Below are 18,008 nucleotides of genomic sequence, written 5' to 3'. Positions count from 1 at the left end.
CCCATGATGGTATGACCGGGACGCAAGCTGTAGATGATTTATCAAGAAGCTTTGCTTTCACATCAAAGCTTGATGCTCTCGTCGCGTGGGGAAGAAAAAACTCATTGTGGCCAATGCCGTATGGTACTGCTTGTTGCGGTATCGAATTCATGTCGGTGATGGGACCGAAATACGACTTAGCTCGTTTCGGTGCGGAAGTAGCACGCTTTTCTCCACGTCAAGCAGACTTGCTTGTTGTTGCGGGAACAATCACAGAAAAAATGGCGCCGGTTATCGTGCGTATCTATCAACAAATGCTTGAGCCAAAATACGTTATCTCAATGGGTGCGTGTGCAAGCTCGGGTGGTTTTTATCGTGCTTATCACGTTCTTCAAGGCGTTGATAAAGTCATCCCTGTAGACGTTTACATTCCAGGTTGCCCTCCAACACCAGAAGCGGTGATGGACGGTATCATGGCTTTGCAACGTATGATCGCGACAAACCAACCTCGTCCTTGGAAAACAAACTGGAAGAGCCCTTATGAACAAGCTTGAGAATTTGAAACAATCCCTCGCGGGTAAATTCAATGTTGCGAATTACAAATTCACTCACGCCTTTGGTGATGATGTTTTGGAAATTCCAAAAGAAGACGTACCTGCGGTTCTAAAATATTTGCGTGACAGCGGCGCCTTCGATTTCTTGATGGACGTTTGCGGTGTGGATTATCCAAATCGTGAAAAACGCTTTGACGTCGTTTACCATCTTTTCTCTTCTAAAGATTCTTCTCGTTTGCGTATTAAAACGCAAGTAGGTGAAGGTGAATCGGTGGGAACTGCGATCCACGCTTACCGTGGTGCTGACTGGTTTGAGCGCGAAGCTTACGACATGTTTGGTATGAAGTTCGAAGGTCATCCAAATCTTCGTAAAATTTTGACTCACCACCAATTCGTGGGTCATCCGCTTCGTAAAGACTACGATGCGAATCAAAACCAAGCTTGTACAGCTTCATTGCCAATTCACTTCAATAACGAACCGGGCTCTCCGGGCGACGTATTGAATGATAAATATGTTCCTTTGAACATTGGTCCTGCCCATACAGCGATGCACGGAACTTTGCGTGTAATGGCTGAGATGGACGGCGAAACAATCGTTCGTGCAAATTGCGAAATCGGTTACTTGCACAGATGTTTTGAAAAAATGGCGGAAACTCATCCGTACAACCAAGTTATTCCATACACAGACCGTTTGAACTACTGCTCAGCTCCAATGAACAACATTGGTTACTGTAAAGCAGTGGAGCGTTTGTTGGGCGTTGAAATCCCACCAAAAGCCCAAGCAATGCGTGTGATCTTGGCAGAACTTTCTCGTATCATCGACCACACGATTGCTATCGGTACGGGCGCGATGGACTTGGGAGCTTTGACTTCTTTCTTCTATATGTTCGGCCTTCGTGAACAAGTTTACGGTTTGTTCGAAAAACTTTGCGGAGCTCGTTTGACTGTATCTATGACTCGCGTCGGTGGTATGGCTCAAGACGCGCCTGAAGGTTGGTTCGACGAAGTTTTGGCTCTTTGTAAAGAGATCCGCCGTGGAACAGACGAAATGGCGAGCATGGTTGTTGATAATAAAATCTTCATCCAACGTACTCGTGGTGTGTGCCCAGTTTCTGCAGCTGATGCAATTCAATGGGGTTACACAGGTCCTCTTCTTCGCGCGACGGGCGTGAGCTTGGATATTCGTAAAGCGCAACCATACTATGGTTACGACGCTTTGGATTTCGACATCCCAGTTGGTACATCAGGTGACATCTATGATCGTTACTTGGTTCGTTTCGAAGAAATGCGCCAATCTGTTCGTATCATTGAACAAGTCTGCAAAAACGTTCCTGGTGGCGATTACACAATCCGCGACAAAGGCATCGTTCTTCCAGAGAAAAAAGACGTTTACGGAAACATCGAAGGTTTGATGAATCACTTCATGTTGATCATCAAAGGTCTTCGCCCGCCAGTGGGTGAAGTTTACGATGCAACAGAAGCTGCCAATGGTGAGTTGGGCTTCTACCTTGTATCCGATGGTTCTGCGAATCCATATCGTTTGAAAGTTCGTCCACCATGTTTCGCGATTTATCAGTCTTATCCGACTGTCGTTAAAGGCGCGATGTTGGCGGATGCGATTGCGACGATTGCTTCTATGAACTTGATCGCCGGCGAGTTGGATCGCTAATTACGGGGACAGCAACTATGTTTAAATTATCAGAAGAAGGCTTGGCCGCTGTTAAAAAAGAACTCGCACGCTACGAAGCGCGCGAGTCTGCTATCATCCCAAGTCTTTATATTGCGCAAAAAGAAAACAAAGGCTTTATCACTCCGGATATCATCCGCCACTTGTCTCAAGTGATGGATCTTCCAGAGAGCCGCATCAATGAAGTTTTCAAGTTCTATACAATGTTCAATCAAGAGCCTGTTGGTAAGTATCACGTGCAAGTGTGCGCGAATATTTCTTGCGCTCTTGAAGGTGGTCGCGAACTTGCAAACCACATCTGCAAAGAACTTGGTGTGAAATACAACGAAGTGACTTCAGATGGCCGTTTCACAGTTTCCAAAGTTGAATGCTTGGGATCTTGCGGAACAGCTCCAATGATGCAAGTGAATGACACTTACCATGAGAAATTGACTCCAGAGACAGCGATGAATCTCTTAAGAGGTATGAAATAATGGCTGAATCAAAAGTACTGACAGAGTTTTATCACTTAGACGAGTACATCTCTTTGGCGGGTTACAAAGCCAAAGGTGGTTACGAGACTTTGAAAAAAGCTTTCGCAATGCAACCGCAACAAATCATCGACGAAGTGAAGGCTTCTGGTCTTCGTGGTCGTGGTGGTGCGGGCTTCCCAACTGGTATGAAATGGGGCTTCTTGCCTAAAAATGGCGAACCTCGCTACTTGCTTTGCAACGCCGATGAAGGCGAGCCGGGAACATTTAAAGACCGTATGATGATGGAGCGTGCTCCTCATCAATTGATCGAAGGTATGATCATCTCTGCTTTCGCTATCGGTTCTCATAAAGGTTATATTTACGTTCGTGGTGAATACGTTTACCCGATTGAAGTTTTGAATAAAGCTATCAAAGAAGCTTACGCAGCGGGCTTGCTTGGTAAAAACATCTTGGGTTCAGGTTTCGATTTTGACCTTGATGTGTACCGCGGGGCTGGCGCATACATCTGCGGTGAAGAAACAGGTATGATTTCTTCTTTGGAAGGCCTCAAAGGCCAACCAAAATTGAAACCACCATTCCCGGCGGTTCAAGGTTACTTGCGCAAACCAACAATCGTAAACAACGTGGAAACGTTGGCGGCTGTGACTTACATCATTCGTGATGGCGCTCAGGCTTACCGTAAACATGGAACTGAAAAATCTGCAGGAACTAAATTGTTCTCTGTATCTGGTAACGTGATGAAGCCAGGTAACTACGAAGTTCCACTCGGTTACCCATTGATGGATTTGATCAACAAAGAATGCGGCGGCATGAAGCCAGGTCGTAAATTGAAAGCAGTTATCCCAGGTGGATCATCAGCTCCAGTTTTGACAGCGGAAGAAGTGGCGAAAGCAAATCTCGATTACGAATCACTTGCAGGACTTGGCACAATGTTGGGTTCAGGTGCTGTGATCGTGATGGATGACTCTCAATGTATGGTTGATATGTTGGGTGTTTTGACTCACTTCTATGCTCATGAATCTTGCGGTCAATGTACTCCATGCCGTGAAGGTACGGGTTGGTTGAACAAGATTTTGCATTCCATTTTGGAAGGCCGTGGTCGTTTGCAAGACATCGATCTTTTGATCAAAGTCGCTGACAACATGAAAGGTAAAACAATCTGCGCTCTTTCAGATGCAGCTGCATTACCTGTTTTGAGTTTCGTAAGTAAATTTAGAGATGAATTTGAATTCTACGTTCGTGAAGGACGCTCGAAAGTAAAAGGAACGACATATGCCGAAATGCACCATTAATGGCAAAGAAGTCGAAGTAAAAGAAGGCACGTCGATTATCGAGGCGATGCAACAGTCTGGCGATCGTATCGCTCACTATTGCTGGCACCCAGGATTGTCTGTTGCCGGTGTATGCCGTCTTTGCATGGTGGAGATCGAAGGAAATCCACGTGTTCAGATCGCGTGTAACACAATGGTTACTGAAGGAATGAAGATCAATAACACGTCTGACAAAGTGAAAGACGCTGTGAAGTGGGGCTTGGACTTCCACTTGATCAACCATCCTTTGGATTGCCCTATCTGTGACCAAGCAGGTGAGTGCGGACTCCAAGATCAATACATGGAGTACGGTAAATACGATCCTGAAATGGCTGAACCAAAACAGAAAAAACACAAGGTCGTTGATCTTGGTCCAACTGTTGTTTTGGATTCTGAACGTTGCATCTTGTGCTCTCGTTGCGTGCGTTTCACAGAGGAAGTTTCTAAAACAAATGAATTGGGTCTTTTCAACCGTGGTGACCGTACTGAAATCGGTACTCACGATGGTCAGGAATTGAACAACAAATACTCTTTGAACACTGTTGATATCTGCCCGGTCGGTGCTTTGACTTCCAAAGACTTCCGTTTCCGTCAGCGCGTTTGGTATCTAAAAGATGCAGAAACAGTCTGTAACGGTTGCTCAACGGGTTGTAACGTTCGCGCTTACTACAACAAAGAAGGCTTCTTCCGTATCAAGCCTGTTTACAATGAAAAAGTAAACGGTCACTGGATGTGCGATGAAGGTCGCGATGTTTATAAGTTTGCGAATAAAGAAGTTCGTTACTTGAAAGCGCGTGTTCGTGGTGCTTCTGGCTGGTCCGAAGTGGCTCCAGGTGCGGCAGCGAAAGACGCTCACCAAGTTTTGAAATCGACAACTGGCGATGCTTTGGCGTTGGTATTGACTGCTCAATACACAGTTGAAGAGTTCGATGCGATTGTTTCGACTTTCGTAAATGAATTCAAAACGAAGAAAATCTTCTTCTGGCAAAACAACAAATCAACTTTCGATTCATTCGACGGTTTGCTCCTTCGTGGAGACAAAAACCCGAATACGAAAGGTTTGATGAAAGTGCTTGAGAAGCACGGTGTTTCTGCTCAATGGACAGAGTTGTCTTCGGGTCTTTCTAGCGGCGCAATTAAAACTGTGGTCGTTGCGGGTCCTGAAAACTTGGCTGTCTTCCCAGACTTTGCTGAGCGCATGAAAGAAATTTCTAAAGCTCACAACGTGATCTGGATGCAAGCAGCGAAACACGAAGCTTTGGAAAGCTTGAACACAGCTGGTAATGCATGGATCATCCCGGTGAAAACTTTCGTTGAAAAAGACGGAACATTCATCAACCACGCAGGCCTTGAACAAAAATTCAAAAAAGTAACAACTGTGGTGTCTGAGGCATTGACTCTGACTGAAGCAGCCTTGTTGCTTGCTGGTAAAAACTTGGCGATTCCGACAATGCCGGCATTCATGCCGACAAATCAGCGTCCTGACCAAGTTGAATTGGAAGCTCGTAAAAAGAACGAGTTCGTATTTAAGCGAGGTACTCTATGAGCGTAATGCAAAACAACTCGGAAAAATCCAAGTGGTACTTGCCGGGTATTCTAGGTGGCCTTGCGGTCACTATGAAGCACTTGCTTGGAAACTTGCTTAACAGAAAAAAAATGATGACTTTGAATTACCCAGAGGAGCAGTACGATTACTCTCCTCGCTTCAAAGGTAATCACATTTTGACTGTGAAAAAAGACGGCGCTCTTCGCTGCACAGCTTGTATGTTGTGCGCGACGAACTGTCCTGCTGAGTGTATCAAGATCACTGCAGCTGAACATAACGATCCATCAGTTGAGAAATTCCCAATTGCTTATGAGATCGATATGCTTCGTTGCGTGTTCTGCGGTTTCTGCGAAGAAGCCTGCCCAGTAGACGCGATCCGTTTGGGACCTGAGTGGCAAACACCAGGCGTGAACGGCGCAAACTTCATTTACGACATCAATCACTTGGCATACAGACCAAGCCTAAAAGGTGGAATTCAGTCGCATGTAGACGACGAAGAACGCCACAAGCAGGGGATTTAATTCCGGTCGATGAAAAGCGGCCATTCGACTGCGTCGGATGGTCCCGCGAATCGCTGCGACGTACTTGGAGTACGCCTCCGCGCTTCCCGGAACCCTCCTCCTTGCGCCTGACCACTTTTGATCAACCTCGGCTCTCGGAGCGCGGGAATAAAAAAAGCCACCATCTAGGTGGCTTTTTTTATTTGTGGGGAGCGCTGCCCCTTCGGGGTTCGCTTCGCAGGTACCTGCTTACTTTCGTGGTGATTTGGTACCAGGTGTGGCCCTAGTCGTAAACTTCAACGATAGAAATTCCACTCACCGTATCAGGTTTCGCTTTTTTTGCGAGGGCGATTGCTTTTGCCATGAAGGCAACAGGATCGTTGCGATCAACATTTCCGTATTCATTAGAGTTGAACGAAAAGTAGAAAGTTACGTGATTTGATCTTGCTTTCATGTCTTTAAATAGCGGGCTATAGATCTCGTTTAGCACCTTCAAGTCCGCTTCGCTTTCGCCGAGTACGACATCAAAAGTTGGCGGCACGGAGCCGTCGTCAACGACTCGAGTGAAGGAGAGACTCGCCTCATGTCCTGTGAAAGCGGACTCAACAACTTCACCTGTACAGTTTTCGAGATATGACTTCTTAAATTCAGGGAAATCACCTGTATTGAGAGGATCTTTAATAACGGTTTTGCCGACTACGTGAAAGGCCGAGATTTTCATTTTGTAGGTTCTAAACTTAGCGTCGAAGGTAGCCTGAAGTCTGTAAACCACTTGGTTAGACAGCGGCGAAACTTCTGGGTCGCCCATGAAACAGGTTCTACCATTTGGATAGCCTGCACCGGGATAGTCAGGCTTCCTCCATGCCCAGTGAGTATTTTCGAAATCAATGAAATGAACAGTGGGTTTATTGAAATCAACCGCCAGAGTCGTAGACGGGAGCCAGCAGATGAAGCTGCCCATAAAAACTAGAACCAAAAACTGAATTCGCTTTTTCACAGTAAACCCTCAATTCAAAGCATTAGTAAAAACTACCACCCGTGAATATGAATTAGACACCTTGATGTTCCCATCTAAGGCGTAAAACACTTAAGAATGATGTAAGGGGCGAATTTGCAACTAATGCGCCACTCGAAGGCCTAGCCAGAAGACACTAATCGTCATAGGATACGCGGATGGAAATTCAGTCTATTACTCTTGATGTGCTTCGGGAAATGCAGAACGTTCTTAGCGAATCTGCGGGATATACCGTTAGCATTGAAGATGAAATTGAGTATTTTGGTCCTAATGCCGCAAAGTCTTGGTATTTAATCCGCGGGGCTGATGGGCAAATTCTGGGGTTCATTAGAAACTTCACTCAAAATTCTGAATGGAGTTTAGCTGAGCTTTATATCCAGCCTAACATTGATAATCGTCGGCAGATCACCTCTTCGTTGCTGAATGTTTTTAAATCGACGACATCGTTTCCTGTGGGGCACAGACTTCGTTTCGATATTTCCAGTCATGATTTAGAAGTGAATGAGACTTTAAGAGAGGAAGGGTTTTCTGAAAAGTGTCAGACCTTTCTTTATTTTGAGCGATCATTGAATGATCGAAGTTACCCATTAGAATCAGATCTAGTTTCATTGGCAGATGCAAAGAGTGTTGCTGAAGTTCTCAATCATCTGCACCCAGTCTCAGTGGATGAAGCACAAAAGTGGATTGAATCGAAAACAATTCGAGGCGTGAAGTGCGATGGTGAATTTGTTGCGGCAGCGCAGATTTACGAATCCGATGAGGCTCTAGAGGTAAATCGATTTGCAACTCATGAACTTTTTCTTCGCAGAGGTTTCGCAAAAAAGCTCATGGAGCAAATCTTCGTTGAAGCCGCCGCTCTCCAGAAGAGAAGAGTCTATCTCAAGGTGGAAGACACTCGTCTTCCCGCAATTTCGTTCTATAAAAGCCTTGGATTCACAGAGAGTCAGGACAAGCGTCAGACTTGGCATTCGCGGTTTTATTGAAAGTTACAAGATGCCGACTATGTCGATTTTAATTTTCATCGTGATGTTTGCTTTAGCTCTTATTCATATTTATTGGGGACATGGTGGAAATTGGCCGGGAACCGATCGGCAAAGTCTTACTGATAAAGTATTTGGTCAGCGGAAATCAGTTTCCTTCGATTTATTCCTGTTATTTCGTTGCATCTATTTTAATTTTGGCTGGAATCGTGCCTCTTTTTACCGAAAACATTTTGTTTGGTACTCGGTTTAATAACTACTCATGGTTCAATTTTTTTATTGCTCTGCCACTCATGATTAGAGGGGTAGGAGGTAATCTTCCGATGATTGAGAAAAGATGGACTCAGGTTTTTGTGCGCAATAATCGAATCATTTATAGTCCACTCTGCATTGTGCTTGCATTAAGCTACATTTTATTCGGACTTTGATAGAAACAGGTACGCCGTACCTTCTTGGCGCGCAGCTAGTCAAAAGCCACTCGGAAACGGGTGGTTTTTTTTATTTCTAAAAATTCTTATGGTGTTACGATTAACGATGAAAAAAGATTCAACAATGGGAGCAGCCATGAATTTTCATTCACTAGTCATTGCAGGACTGATATTGAGTTCCTGCCTTGCGGGAGCCGCATCAGAATACAATCAACCACCAAAAGAAATTCTCGATATCATGCAGGCTCCGGCAACGCCGTATCCGATGATGAGTCCAACAGAAGATCGAATCATGCTTGTGACAATGCAAGAATATCCTTCCATTGAACGTGTGGCAGAACCTTTCTTGCGCCTTGCCGGTGTTCGCCTTCAACCGAAAAATTACAGCAAACACGACACTCCCGGAGGCTATGGAATTCCATCCTGTGCACGCGGCTATTCTATTGTGACTGTTGCCGACGGCAGTGAAAAAAACGTCGACATTTCCAAACTTGCTTGTACTGATCGACCTGTTTGGGCAAGGGATGGAAAGAGATTCTTTTTCAGAAACAAAACTAAAGACGCAGTTGAGCTCTGGATTGGTGATGCAAAAACGGCGAAAATTGCCCGTGTTCCTGGGGTAAAATTAAACCAGATGTTTGGAGATGATGCGCGCTGGATGCCGGACCAAAAAAGAATTTCAGTAAAATTAGTTCCAAAAAAATTGGGACCTGCTCCCAAGCTTGAAGGGAGCTCCATTGGACCTGTGATCCAAGAGTCGACCGGCGAAAAAGGTCAAAGCAGTACTTATGAAAAACGTGACACTCTCAACAATAAAAACGATGAAAAGCTTTTTGACTATTACGGTCTGTCTCAATTGGCGATTGTCGATGTTGAAAGTAAGAAGCTGACTCTTATTGATAAGCCCGCTCTGTATGATGATGTTTTAACGGCCCCAGATGGCGTGCATGTTTTTACAAGAACGATCGTCAGACCCTACTCATACATTGTCACTTACAGCCGGTTCCCCAGTAAGGTGGAAGTTTTAAATATTTCCAATCCCAAAAAGATCACGCGGGCTTTGATTGCGGATATTCCGTTGGCAGATCGTGTTCCCATTCATGGAGAACCGTTGGGGCCTCGCGATTTTTCTTGGCGACCTCATGGCGGAGCAACACTCATTTGGGCCGAAGCTTTAGATGGTGGTGATTGGAATGTGAAAGTTCCAGCCCGCGATAAGATCATGACATTGTCGGCACCTTTTACAGCCGCGCCGATGGAAGTTTTTAAAACGGAACAGCGTTATAATGGTTTCAGATGGCTTGAGAATAAAGAAATCGCGCTTTTATCAGAGTACGATCACAACAAACACTGGAATCGAACTTTTATCGTCAACTTTGATAATCCGAAACAAGAAAAGAAAATTTTGTGGGACCTTTCAAGTGACGAACTCTACGCCGATCCAGGCCAACCTGTCTTGCGCACATTGAGCAATGGGTTCGCAGTTATTCGCCAAGATAAGAATTCGATTTTTCTGGATGGTTATGGTTCTTCGCCAGAGGGTGATCGTCCATTCCTGGATAAGTTAGATCTCACTTCACTTAAGACAGAAAGACTTTTTCAAAGTGGAAAAACGTCTTATGAATATTTCCTCTCGTTCCCAGGCGAAGATGAACGTAACATTCTGACGTGGTATCAAACTCCGGATGATGTTCCTAATGTCTACAGGCGGGTTCTGGGAGTAGAATCAAAAACGGCCCTCACGAAAATCAAAGATCCAGTGCCGCAAGTGAGACAAATTAAAAAACGTCTAGTGAAGTACAAACGCGCCGATGGCGTGGATCTTTCATTCACGCTTTATACTCCTCCAGGTTACAAAGAGGGCACTCGAGTCCCAACGATCTTGTATGCGTATCCTCTTGATTATGCCGATGCTTCAAAAGCAGGTCAGGTTCAGGGGTCTGAATATACATTTACAAGATTGCGTGGGTATCGACTGCTCTTGATGGCGGGTTATGCAATTATTGATCGCGCGTCGTTCCCGATCGTGGGTGATCCTAAGAAAGCTTACGATACCTACACGGATCAACTGGTTGCAGATGCAAAGGCCGCAGTTGATGAAGCAGTCCGATTAGGAGTCGCAGATCCAGAACGCATCGGTGTAACAGGGCACAGTCATGGAGCGCTGATGACGGTGAATCTTTTGGCTCATACCAATCTTTTCAAGGCGGGTGTGGCAACCAGTGGCTCTTACAATAAAACATTAACGCCATTTGGATTTCAAAACGAGCGCAGAACTGTTTGGGAAGCACCTGATGTCTACAAGAAAGTGTCGCCGTTTTTCTATGCGGATAAACTCAAGACGCCACTTTTGCTTGTGCATGGCGCAGACGATGCAAATCCTGGGACAACACCGATGCAAGCAAGCTTTTTATATGAGGCGATTCGGGGCAATGGTGGCAAAGTCAGACTCGTTATGCTTCCCCACGAACCGCACTGGTATACGGCTCGAGAGACGAACGAGCAGCAGATTTATGAAATGCTGAGCTGGTTTGATAAATACGTCAAGAATGCGCCAACCCAATCCAAATCCAATCAGGAAGTTTCGAGTAAGTAGCATGTGGTCTACAACGGAAATAAAAACCCGCGCGAGCGGGTTTTTGCTTTTCATAAATCAAGATCACCGCTGTCCCAATTCCTTGCAGACAATGCGGTTACCTTGCTCTTGGCATTTAACTTTCTGTAAATACTCATGTCGATAGAATCGGTCCGGTTCATAAGAAACAGCTGGTTTACACTTTTGGACTTCTTGAACTATGCGAGCAGCGCTCGGTCTCTGATTTGCGAGAGTATAGGGCATCACGCTTTCTAAAAATCCTATCGCCTCGTAGAATTTATTGATCTCGGGAAGGGTCAGTCCTTGTTCCATAAGTTTACAAAAGTCAGAGTTGGCCAATAACAACTGACTGTTGACGAAGCCCGTGGCTTCCTGAAAAAGAACTTCTGCAGGGATCGTCTTTTTATTTATAAGTCCGAACATATATCCCCAGTTCATCTCGATATCGTCACCGAATTTCACTCTGCACTCATAGCGTTTGGTTACACAATCGACGAGGTCTGTTACATAGAAGGCAGCCAACGAACGAGGGCCGTTAATAGAATGAATCAAGCGCGCTTGATAGCCGGTATAGGCAAAGTACTGAGCGAGTTTTCTCCATGTGGAAAGTGGCATTGTGATTTTTTCGTAGTCGTCCGCGTATCGCAGATCAGTGATTTTATAAAGCGCAGGTACAGTGGATGATTCGATGATTTGAGTCACCTCATTGGGGCTTTGGGATTGATCCAACAAATTTAAGACTTCAGTGATCCCGGCGTCTTTAGCAAAACCACGATCATCAACATAGGTCAGGGCCTGAGCATATGAGGCCGCTGTCAATAGAAGAGACATGAGCCCCAAAGCGGCTTTTCTAAGCGTCAGAGATAGCGATAGTTTCGTTTTCATAGCTGAAGTTCCATTCTCGGCACAACAATGCGATTTAGATGCCGAATCTGGAATTCAAAATAGCGGGAACTGAAAGGAAAAACCCTTAATATCTCCTAACAAAACTGAGCCAATGCGATTTGATTGCGATTTTAGGGCTTTTTAGCTTTAGATTCAGCTTTAGATGCAGGCAATCTCCCAGAGAGGTCCTCTAGCTTTTTGCGCTGTTCAGGGGTCCAAGTTTTAAGAAAACCCTCTGGATCTTTTTGGGCTTGCTGAATAACTTGCATCATTTGCTCTTGCGTGAGTCCCTTCATATTTCCAAGGACATCAGAGGCTAGGCCATACATTTCCTGTTCGTTCGCTGAACTGCCAGCAAGTGATTTGATTTTTTCAGCAGCCTTGGTGCCCTCAGGAGATTCCTTCGCCATGTTCGCGCGAGTTTGCTCATTCAAAATATCTTTTTGTGTTTTCTCAATGGCAGCAGCCATTTCATCTGCCTCATCAGCGAAAGCGGCATTGGTGATGATGGTCGATAAAATAAAAGCGGCAGCATACAAACAACGTGTCATGAGCTTTGGCATCTCGGCACCTCTTATAGCAGTATGTTACAGCAAAGAATCCCTAGCTCCCAATGAAAGAGACTCAAATTTCCAGAATTGAAACAAAATATTTGTTTAGTGGTACCGGAGCGACGAATACCCGGCCGCAAATTTGCTCTCTCAGAACTATAAGAAAATGGCAATGCTCAGATTTTATTAAATGACTCTGAGAGCTTTGTTTTGCGAATGACTTTGACAGCGAATGGCCAAAACCGACGCTGTCTCATTTTGAGAAAAGAGATCACATGCTTCGCGCTTTCTTAGTTACGGCCTGGATTGGATTTCTGTCAGCAGTGGCTGGAGCAACTGTTTCCTCTGTGGATCACCCACAGGGCGTGATTTGGCGATTGCGTGAATCAGGTCGGGTGGTAGAAGCTCAGCAGTTCGAAGAACAACTGATCAAGATTTTAACCACATCCCCAGTGAACCGTGTTGCCCGCGTGAATACAAAAACATCACCGTCTTACCTTGTTGATTTTGGAAATAATATTTTTGGTTTCATGAAAGAAGCAGAATCAAAGGTGCCACGAAGTTTGCATTATGAATACGCTGCTTACGTGGTCGACCGAGTTTTAGGTTTGAATATGGTTCCGCTCACTGTTTTACGAGAGGTCAACGGCAAGCTTTTTTCAATCCAGTTGTTTTATCCGGCGCACTCTTGGGTCGGAAATCTTCCTAAGGATCATGAATACAATACGGCGCGAATCGGTGATATCCAAATTTTTGACAAGATAATTGCGAACAAAGATCGGGAAGTTTACAGCGGCCATAATGCCGTGATGGGAACAGATGGGCGTTTGGTCGCGATCGATCACTCGCGTTCATTTCAAGCTGATGCTTCGATCGGTCTTTGGGGAGTCAAAGTCATTTCTAGCAAGTTTAAAAAGACTCTCTTGAGCATTTCTCTGGCCGATTTTAAGGCGGCATTAAGTCCTGTTTTAACAATAAAAGAAATTGAAATTTTTGAAGAAAAAACCAAAGCAACAATTCAGCAGATTTCCAAACTTGAAGAAAAAACGTTGCCGGAAGTCGCAATCGATAGAAATTTTGAAATTCCGACGACCTTCAAAATTCCAATTGATCTAAGAGAATTCCGATTCATGGATTTCTTTGCCGTGCAAAGTGCCTTAGGCAGGAATGCCCGGAAACAACCAATTGAATCTGTTCGTCAAGTTATACAAAATGTCGGAGACAAAGAATACCTCTATCGAATGGCAATGGAGAACTGGGATTTTTATTCTTCAGAAGTTCGTGATCTCTTGTTGCCAGTTATCATTGCCCACGAAGGACAACAGGATCAAAGTTTTTTGGAAAAGCTCGCTGCCAGCGAGCCCCGTTATGTCTTGGAAATGATGAAGAACGCGCGTTTGATGCGAATGTATTCATATGTCGTTTTTTATGGACCGATGCACGCCAGCGCCAGCAAAATCACGCCAGAAATTTATCAAGGTCTTTTGCAGTATTTGGTTGAACGCCAACATGAAAGCCACGTTGGTATCAACTACGAAGAGCTATTCCGCGGACCGAATCAAGAACTGCGAAACAGATTTTTAAGAGATTTTTATCAAGCACTTATCAGAGAAGGCTTGGGCTCGGGACTAGCGGTGATCTTCCGCCTAACTCATGAGAAGAATATAAACTTACCCAAACTCTTGCTCGAACTGACACCACCTTCAGAGCGAAACGAAGTGCGCCAACAACTTCTCTCCAGTCTACAAAAAACGATGGAGGCAGGTTCTTTTAACCCAGACAAAGGTTCAGGCAAACTGCTTGTAGACCATATTAAATTTATCCAAGAACATTCGGGACCTGCGCCTCAGTGTTCATTAATTTTTGGGATTTAGTTCAGATTTTTTCGATGCATGATTGCGCTCCCGACTTTGAGCCCTTAGGATGAGAGGTGCTTTATAGAATCGAGGGGTGCATGAAGTATATTATCGTAGTATTGATGATTTTTTCCGTTCATGCGGAAGCAAAAAAACGCCGCAGATCTCGAGATCGTGAACGTCCCCCGGCTCCCAGCTTTCCTGCCGAACAAATGAAATCTCTCAAAAAAGACGGCGTGGAATATTCACTTAAGACAACAAAAACAAATTGCGAAGGCAGCACAGAGAAGTTTTGTCTGCTTAAATTGCAGATGATCTCCAAAGAAGATTCAGCGGAAAAAAATAAATGGGAAACGGATCTCTATATCAAAGATCTGAATCCAAACCTTGCTGTGGAAAATCAAGAAATCAAAGTCGAGTCTTTTGCTTTTGCAAAGGGTGATACGGTTTCAGTGGTAGATGAACGCGGTGTGAAATACGTGGTAGAAGCAGGGACGGGTGCTTTGCAAAAACCAGCGCGTGCCATCGTTTATCCAGCCTCTGGCACACCGACAACTTCAATCGCTGCTCCAACGGCGGCAACTGCTCCCGCAGCACCACCAGCTACAAGCGGAGCAACGATCGCTCCAGCTCCCGCGCCATCTCCGGCAGCAAACTAGTTTTCCGGCGCCCACCAACAACGTGGGCGTTCTTGTTTTAAAATTCCCGCAACCATTGTATCGATACGACATTGGGCTGACGGATAAAACGTCTGCTCATGATTGATTTCCGTCACTACAGTTGGATCTTTTACCTCATAAGAAGTTTCTTTACCCTGTGATCTGAATAAAAGGCGTTCCACTTCCAGGGCTTGAAACGCACGCAAACAAAAAGTCATCTCATCAGCTGAGCGCGAATTCATTCGGCAAAGATTTTCGACATATTCGCTGACCGCCGTGACTTTTGTAGCCGGCGTCATGCGCTTATAGATACGTTCGATGCAGGAGCGAGTGGCAAAATAATCAGATTGTCCTTCAGTGGAAATCGGTTCTGGTTCATTTTTCTTTTTGAGTGGTGTTCCGCCAATGCCGTGACCCAACTCATGACAGACAGTTGTGATCAAAGCATCTTGGGTCATGCCTTTGATCCGTGAGAATCCGCCAAAAATAAATAAATTGTGTTCCCGAATTTTTCCTTGAGTGTAGGTCGAGTAAGAAGCGTGCGTGTAATCCAGATCCCACCAGTAATTCGGAAGTTGGGGACTGGGAGGGCGATTGATAAATAAAACAGCGTTCTGAGCAGCCAACTCCGCATCGTATTCGGCATGAAAGGCTTTCGTGATTTCTTGAAACTCCGGCAAACTCACTTGCGCAAAAGAAAGAGATGAAAACAGGAGACTGGCTGTGACAGCGAAAAAGACATGTTTCATGGGGTACTTTTTAACAAAGAACGCCTTGTTTTCACAGGGGCGGAGACAATTTTACAAAGTGTTCGCAAAATGTCGCAGAGTCCTACCTGCGAATGAGGTTGATTCGCAAAAGATCTTCTCTCAGACTTTTAAGTATTGGAGGTAATTTCTATGAAACGCTTTATTTTAGCTATCGCATTGGTTTTGGCTCCGGCATTGTCTTTTGCGTCGCAGGCCGAAGGACTTTCTATTGATGTAAAACCATCTGCTGATCAGTATTATCAATACAGCTTCGGATCACGTTTTGTAAATTCAAGCTCGTACATGGATTTGACTTTGACGGCAAACGGACCGCAACCAACAAACATCCGTAACATCACTTGGACGGGAGTCGGCTGGCAAGTATACACAAACTGCCCCGTGGTTTTGAATCCGGGTCAGCAATGTACAACGCGTATGATTTTCCAACCACCTTGGGTAGGCAGCTACTATTCAGATCTGGTATTTGATTTGTACAGCAGCCGCATCATCGTTCGTTTCAGCGGCTGGGCTCGCTAATTAGAGCTCTGGCATCAACTCGATCTCTTGCGTAGGACCCGTCAGCGGGCAGCGCAAGAGAGGCGTGTAAACAGGGAAGGCTCCCTGCAAAGTCGATTCATACAAGACAATTTCTGATACTTGAATTTTTCCGAAGCTTTTTCTTTTAAATGGCGAGATCATATCTTTCACACTGCGAGGATTTCGCAGACGACCGAAAGTCAGATGAGGGCGATAATCTCGCATCTCTCCGCCAAAAAGTCCTTCCGCTTGCAGTTCCAGATCCAGCTTGTTTTTAAATTCATTAAGCGCACGTTTGTTTTGAATTCCCAACCATAAAACGCGGGCATCATGCTCATTTGAAAATGCACCGACATCTTCCACTTTGAGATCAAAGGGCGAAAACTCCGTGCAGACGCGTTTTAAAACTTCGGTGATCCGAGGAATGTCTTCGATATCCCTATCGCCTAAGAAACTCACCGTGATGTGAAAGTTCTCTGTAGGAACCCATTTAACAGAGATTTCTTTCTTATCCGCGTTGATTTTTATTTTCTTATAAATAGGAAGGAAGCTTTTAGAGAGAGGATCTGTGGCATTTAGAGCGAAAAACAGTCTTTTCGTCGTCATGCTTTTATTGTAGGGCATGACGACGATTTCACCTAAGACTTTTTAAATATTTTTTTAATTGTCGAGGAGGGACCCCACTTAAGAGTGGGGTTTTGGTTTAATAAGCAGTGAAGCAGCAACAGAGCCACCAATAAGCAGGGCGATGATTGCCAGGGACCACGTAATTGGGAAGTGGCCATCAAAGTGATCGTTCAGCCATACCATTTTAAGGCCGACAAAGATCAATACCAGCGCCAGTCCGTACTTTAACAGGTGGAACTTGCCAACTACGCCTGCCAACAAGAAGTACAACGAACGCAAGCCAAGGATGGCAAAGATATTCGATGTAAAGACAATCATTGGTTCTTTTGTGATGGCAAAGATCGCAGGAACCGAGTCGACGGCAAAAATAATGTCAGTGAACTCCAGGAATACCAATGACACAAACAGAGGTGTGGCATACTTACGACCATTTTCATGATGGAAGAAGTGGGGGCCATCAAGTTGATGTGTGATCGGGATGTATTTTTTAAGCAGACGAATCACCCAGTTTTTAGAAGGATCTACTTCTTTGTCTGGTTGGAACATCATCTTAAAGCCTGTGATCAACAAGAATATACCAAAGACCATCACGACAGCTTTGTACTGCATCAGGACTGAGCCGAGAGCAATAAAGATCGCACGGAAAATCAGCGCTCCAAGAATACCGTAGAACAAGACACGGTGTTGATATTTAGAAGGGATGGCAAAGAAGCTAAAGACCACCACAAAGACGAAGATATTGTCGATGGAGAGGGACTTCTCAATCACGTAACCGGTCAGGAACTCCAGACCCACCTGTTTGGCGACGGTCGGGCTTCCAAACTTGTCGAGGGTGTAATAGTAAAGGCCCGCATTAAATAGCAGCGCAATAGTCACCCAAACGAGAGACCAAATCGTCGCTTCGCGAAAACCTACAGTGTGTGACTCTTTATGAAAGACACCTAGGTCCAAGGCTAGCATCGCCATAACAAAGCCCACGAAGGCTAAATAAAACCACCAATATTCTGCAATGGGAAAAAGTAATGTTGTTTCCATGAGTCCACAATAAGCTCTTTTCAGTTATTCGAAAAATAGAT

Annotated in this window: 18 protein-coding genes; 12 read left to right on the top strand and 6 right to left on the bottom strand. The window is 44.9% G+C overall.

What is annotated here, in order from left to right:
* Window positions 1–11: 11 nt before the first annotated feature.
* Genes ACLWOR_RS03190 through ACLWOR_RS03165 form a run of 6 tightly spaced genes read left to right on the top strand, consistent with a single transcriptional unit; the run spans window position 12 to window position 6,070 of the window.
* On the top strand, window positions 12–533 hold the full coding sequence (locus tag ACLWOR_RS03190; protein ID WP_413940746.1) for an NADH-quinone oxidoreductase subunit B: 522 nt from the start codon (window positions 12–14) through the stop codon (window positions 531–533).
* Window positions 520–2,202, top strand: coding sequence for an NADH dehydrogenase (quinone) subunit D (gene nuoD / locus ACLWOR_RS03185; protein ID WP_413939219.1), 1,683 nt, complete (start codon window positions 520–522; stop codon window positions 2,200–2,202). Before ACLWOR_RS03190 ends, nuoD begins: the two co-directional genes overlap by 14 nt.
* 17 nt (window positions 2,203–2,219) lie before the next feature.
* On the top strand, window positions 2,220–2,693 hold the full coding sequence (gene nuoE / locus ACLWOR_RS03180; protein ID WP_413939218.1) for an NADH-quinone oxidoreductase subunit NuoE: 474 nt from the start codon (window positions 2,220–2,222) through the stop codon (window positions 2,691–2,693).
* Entirely contained in the window at window positions 2,693–3,985 is a 1,293-nt protein-coding gene (gene nuoF, locus ACLWOR_RS03175; protein ID WP_413939217.1) for an NADH-quinone oxidoreductase subunit NuoF, read from the top strand. Before nuoE ends, nuoF begins: the two co-directional genes overlap by 1 nt.
* A complete protein-coding gene (locus ACLWOR_RS03170; RefSeq protein ID WP_413939216.1) occupies window positions 3,966–5,549 on the top strand; it encodes a 2Fe-2S iron-sulfur cluster-binding protein in 1,584 nt (527 codons plus the stop codon). The genes nuoF and ACLWOR_RS03170 overlap by 20 nt, the downstream gene beginning before the upstream one ends.
* Window positions 5,546–6,070: a NuoI/complex I 23 kDa subunit family protein gene (locus ACLWOR_RS03165; protein ID WP_413939215.1), complete on the top strand. Its 525-nt coding sequence runs from the start codon at window positions 5,546–5,548 to the stop codon at window positions 6,068–6,070. The genes ACLWOR_RS03170 and ACLWOR_RS03165 overlap by 4 nt, the downstream gene beginning before the upstream one ends.
* 262 nt (window positions 6,071–6,332) lie before the next feature.
* Here the strand turns inward: ACLWOR_RS03165 and ACLWOR_RS03160 are convergent, their stop codons facing one another.
* Window positions 6,333–7,046, bottom strand: a complete 714-nt coding sequence (locus ACLWOR_RS03160; RefSeq protein ID WP_413939214.1) for a hypothetical protein — start codon at window positions 7,044–7,046, stop codon at window positions 6,333–6,335.
* Between the two features lie 176 nt (window positions 7,047–7,222).
* Between ACLWOR_RS03160 and ACLWOR_RS03155 the strand changes: the two genes are divergently transcribed.
* The 3 genes from ACLWOR_RS03155 (at window position 7,223) to ACLWOR_RS03145 (ending at window position 11,068) form a co-directional block, all read left to right on the top strand.
* Window positions 7,223–8,047 (top strand): GNAT family N-acetyltransferase, encoded by an 825-nt coding sequence (locus tag ACLWOR_RS03155; protein WP_413939213.1) that lies wholly within the window; start codon window positions 7,223–7,225, stop codon window positions 8,045–8,047.
* An 80-nt stretch (window positions 8,048–8,127) separates the two neighbouring features.
* On the top strand, window positions 8,128–8,472 hold the full coding sequence (locus ACLWOR_RS03150) for a DUF3995 domain-containing protein (protein WP_413939212.1): 345 nt from the start codon (window positions 8,128–8,130) through the stop codon (window positions 8,470–8,472).
* Between the two features lie 136 nt (window positions 8,473–8,608).
* The gene (locus ACLWOR_RS03145) at window positions 8,609–11,068 is read left to right on the top strand and encodes an alpha/beta hydrolase family protein (protein WP_413939211.1); all 2,460 of its coding nucleotides are present in this window, start codon (window positions 8,609–8,611) and stop codon (window positions 11,066–11,068) included.
* Window positions 11,069–11,131: 63 nt separating this feature from the next.
* Here the strand turns inward: ACLWOR_RS03145 and ACLWOR_RS03140 are convergent, their stop codons facing one another.
* Window positions 11,132–11,953, bottom strand: a complete 822-nt coding sequence (locus ACLWOR_RS03140) for a hypothetical protein (protein ID WP_413939210.1) — start codon at window positions 11,951–11,953, stop codon at window positions 11,132–11,134.
* A gap of 131 nt (window positions 11,954–12,084) precedes the next feature.
* Complete coding sequence (locus ACLWOR_RS03135) at window positions 12,085–12,516, bottom strand: hypothetical protein (RefSeq protein WP_413939209.1); 432 nt, start codon at window positions 12,514–12,516, stop codon at window positions 12,085–12,087.
* A gap of 263 nt (window positions 12,517–12,779) precedes the next feature.
* Between ACLWOR_RS03135 and ACLWOR_RS03130 the strand changes: the two genes are divergently transcribed.
* Complete coding sequence (locus tag ACLWOR_RS03130; RefSeq protein WP_413939208.1) at window positions 12,780–14,378, top strand: hypothetical protein; 1,599 nt, start codon at window positions 12,780–12,782, stop codon at window positions 14,376–14,378.
* A gap of 80 nt (window positions 14,379–14,458) precedes the next feature.
* The gene (locus ACLWOR_RS03125; RefSeq protein WP_413939207.1) at window positions 14,459–15,019 is read left to right on the top strand and encodes a hypothetical protein; all 561 of its coding nucleotides are present in this window, start codon (window positions 14,459–14,461) and stop codon (window positions 15,017–15,019) included.
* Here the strand turns inward: ACLWOR_RS03125 and ACLWOR_RS03120 are convergent.
* Entirely contained in the window at window positions 15,016–15,768 is a 753-nt protein-coding gene (locus ACLWOR_RS03120; protein ID WP_413939206.1) for a hypothetical protein, read from the bottom strand. The genes ACLWOR_RS03125 and ACLWOR_RS03120 overlap by 4 nt on opposite strands.
* Before the next feature lie 150 nt (window positions 15,769–15,918).
* Between ACLWOR_RS03120 and ACLWOR_RS03115 the strand changes: the two genes are divergently transcribed.
* Window positions 15,919–16,305, top strand: coding sequence for a hypothetical protein (locus ACLWOR_RS03115; protein ID WP_413939205.1), 387 nt, complete (start codon window positions 15,919–15,921; stop codon window positions 16,303–16,305).
* Here the strand turns inward: ACLWOR_RS03115 and thpR are convergent, their stop codons facing one another.
* Window positions 16,306–16,911 carry an RNA 2',3'-cyclic phosphodiesterase gene (thpR, locus tag ACLWOR_RS03110; protein ID WP_413939204.1) on the bottom strand — a complete coding sequence of 202 codons (606 nt, stop codon included), beginning with the start codon at window positions 16,909–16,911 and terminating at the stop codon, window positions 16,306–16,308.
* Between the two features lie 78 nt (window positions 16,912–16,989).
* The gene (locus ACLWOR_RS03105; RefSeq protein WP_413939203.1) at window positions 16,990–17,967 is read right to left on the bottom strand and encodes a TerC family protein; all 978 of its coding nucleotides are present in this window, start codon (window positions 17,965–17,967) and stop codon (window positions 16,990–16,992) included.
* Between the last annotated feature and the right edge of the window lie 41 nt (window positions 17,968–18,008).

It is taken from the genome of Bdellovibrio sp. HCB2-146, from assembly GCF_047345725.1.
Taxonomy (GTDB): Bacteria; Bdellovibrionota; Bdellovibrionia; order Bdellovibrionales; family Bdellovibrionaceae; genus Bdellovibrio.
The sequence above is the reverse complement of the archived record's forward strand: the minus strand, read 5'-3'. Positions and strand labels throughout refer to the sequence as shown.

Coding starts and splice junctions, on each gene's coding strand:
- ACLWOR_RS03190 (WP_413940746.1), top strand. CDS start 12: ATGACCGGGACGCAAGCTGTAGATGATTTATCAAGAAGCTTTGCTTTC.
- nuoD (WP_413939219.1), top strand. CDS start 520: ATGAACAAGCTTGAGAATTTGAAACAATCCCTCGCGGGTAAATTCAAT.
- nuoE (WP_413939218.1), top strand. CDS start 2,220: ATGTTTAAATTATCAGAAGAAGGCTTGGCCGCTGTTAAAAAAGAACTC.
- nuoF (WP_413939217.1), top strand. CDS start 2,693: ATGGCTGAATCAAAAGTACTGACAGAGTTTTATCACTTAGACGAGTAC.
- ACLWOR_RS03170 (WP_413939216.1), top strand. CDS start 3,966: ATGCCGAAATGCACCATTAATGGCAAAGAAGTCGAAGTAAAAGAAGGC.
- ACLWOR_RS03165 (WP_413939215.1), top strand. CDS start 5,546: ATGAGCGTAATGCAAAACAACTCGGAAAAATCCAAGTGGTACTTGCCG.
- ACLWOR_RS03155 (WP_413939213.1), top strand. CDS start 7,223: ATGGAAATTCAGTCTATTACTCTTGATGTGCTTCGGGAAATGCAGAAC.
- ACLWOR_RS03150 (WP_413939212.1), top strand. CDS start 8,128: ATGGTGGAAATTGGCCGGGAACCGATCGGCAAAGTCTTACTGATAAAG.
- ACLWOR_RS03145 (WP_413939211.1), top strand. CDS start 8,609: ATGAATTTTCATTCACTAGTCATTGCAGGACTGATATTGAGTTCCTGC.
- ACLWOR_RS03140 (WP_413939210.1), bottom strand. CDS start 11,953: ATGAAAACGAAACTATCGCTATCTCTGACGCTTAGAAAAGCCGCTTTG.
- ACLWOR_RS03135 (WP_413939209.1), bottom strand. CDS start 12,516: ATGCCAAAGCTCATGACACGTTGTTTGTATGCTGCCGCTTTTATTTTA.
- ACLWOR_RS03130 (WP_413939208.1), top strand. CDS start 12,780: ATGCTTCGCGCTTTCTTAGTTACGGCCTGGATTGGATTTCTGTCAGCA.
- ACLWOR_RS03125 (WP_413939207.1), top strand. CDS start 14,459: ATGAAGTATATTATCGTAGTATTGATGATTTTTTCCGTTCATGCGGAA.
- ACLWOR_RS03120 (WP_413939206.1), bottom strand. CDS start 15,768: ATGAAACATGTCTTTTTCGCTGTCACAGCCAGTCTCCTGTTTTCATCT.
- ACLWOR_RS03115 (WP_413939205.1), top strand. CDS start 15,919: ATGAAACGCTTTATTTTAGCTATCGCATTGGTTTTGGCTCCGGCATTG.
- thpR (WP_413939204.1), bottom strand. CDS start 16,911: ATGACGACGAAAAGACTGTTTTTCGCTCTAAATGCCACAGATCCTCTC.
- ACLWOR_RS03105 (WP_413939203.1), bottom strand. CDS start 17,967: ATGGAAACAACATTACTTTTTCCCATTGCAGAATATTGGTGGTTTTAT.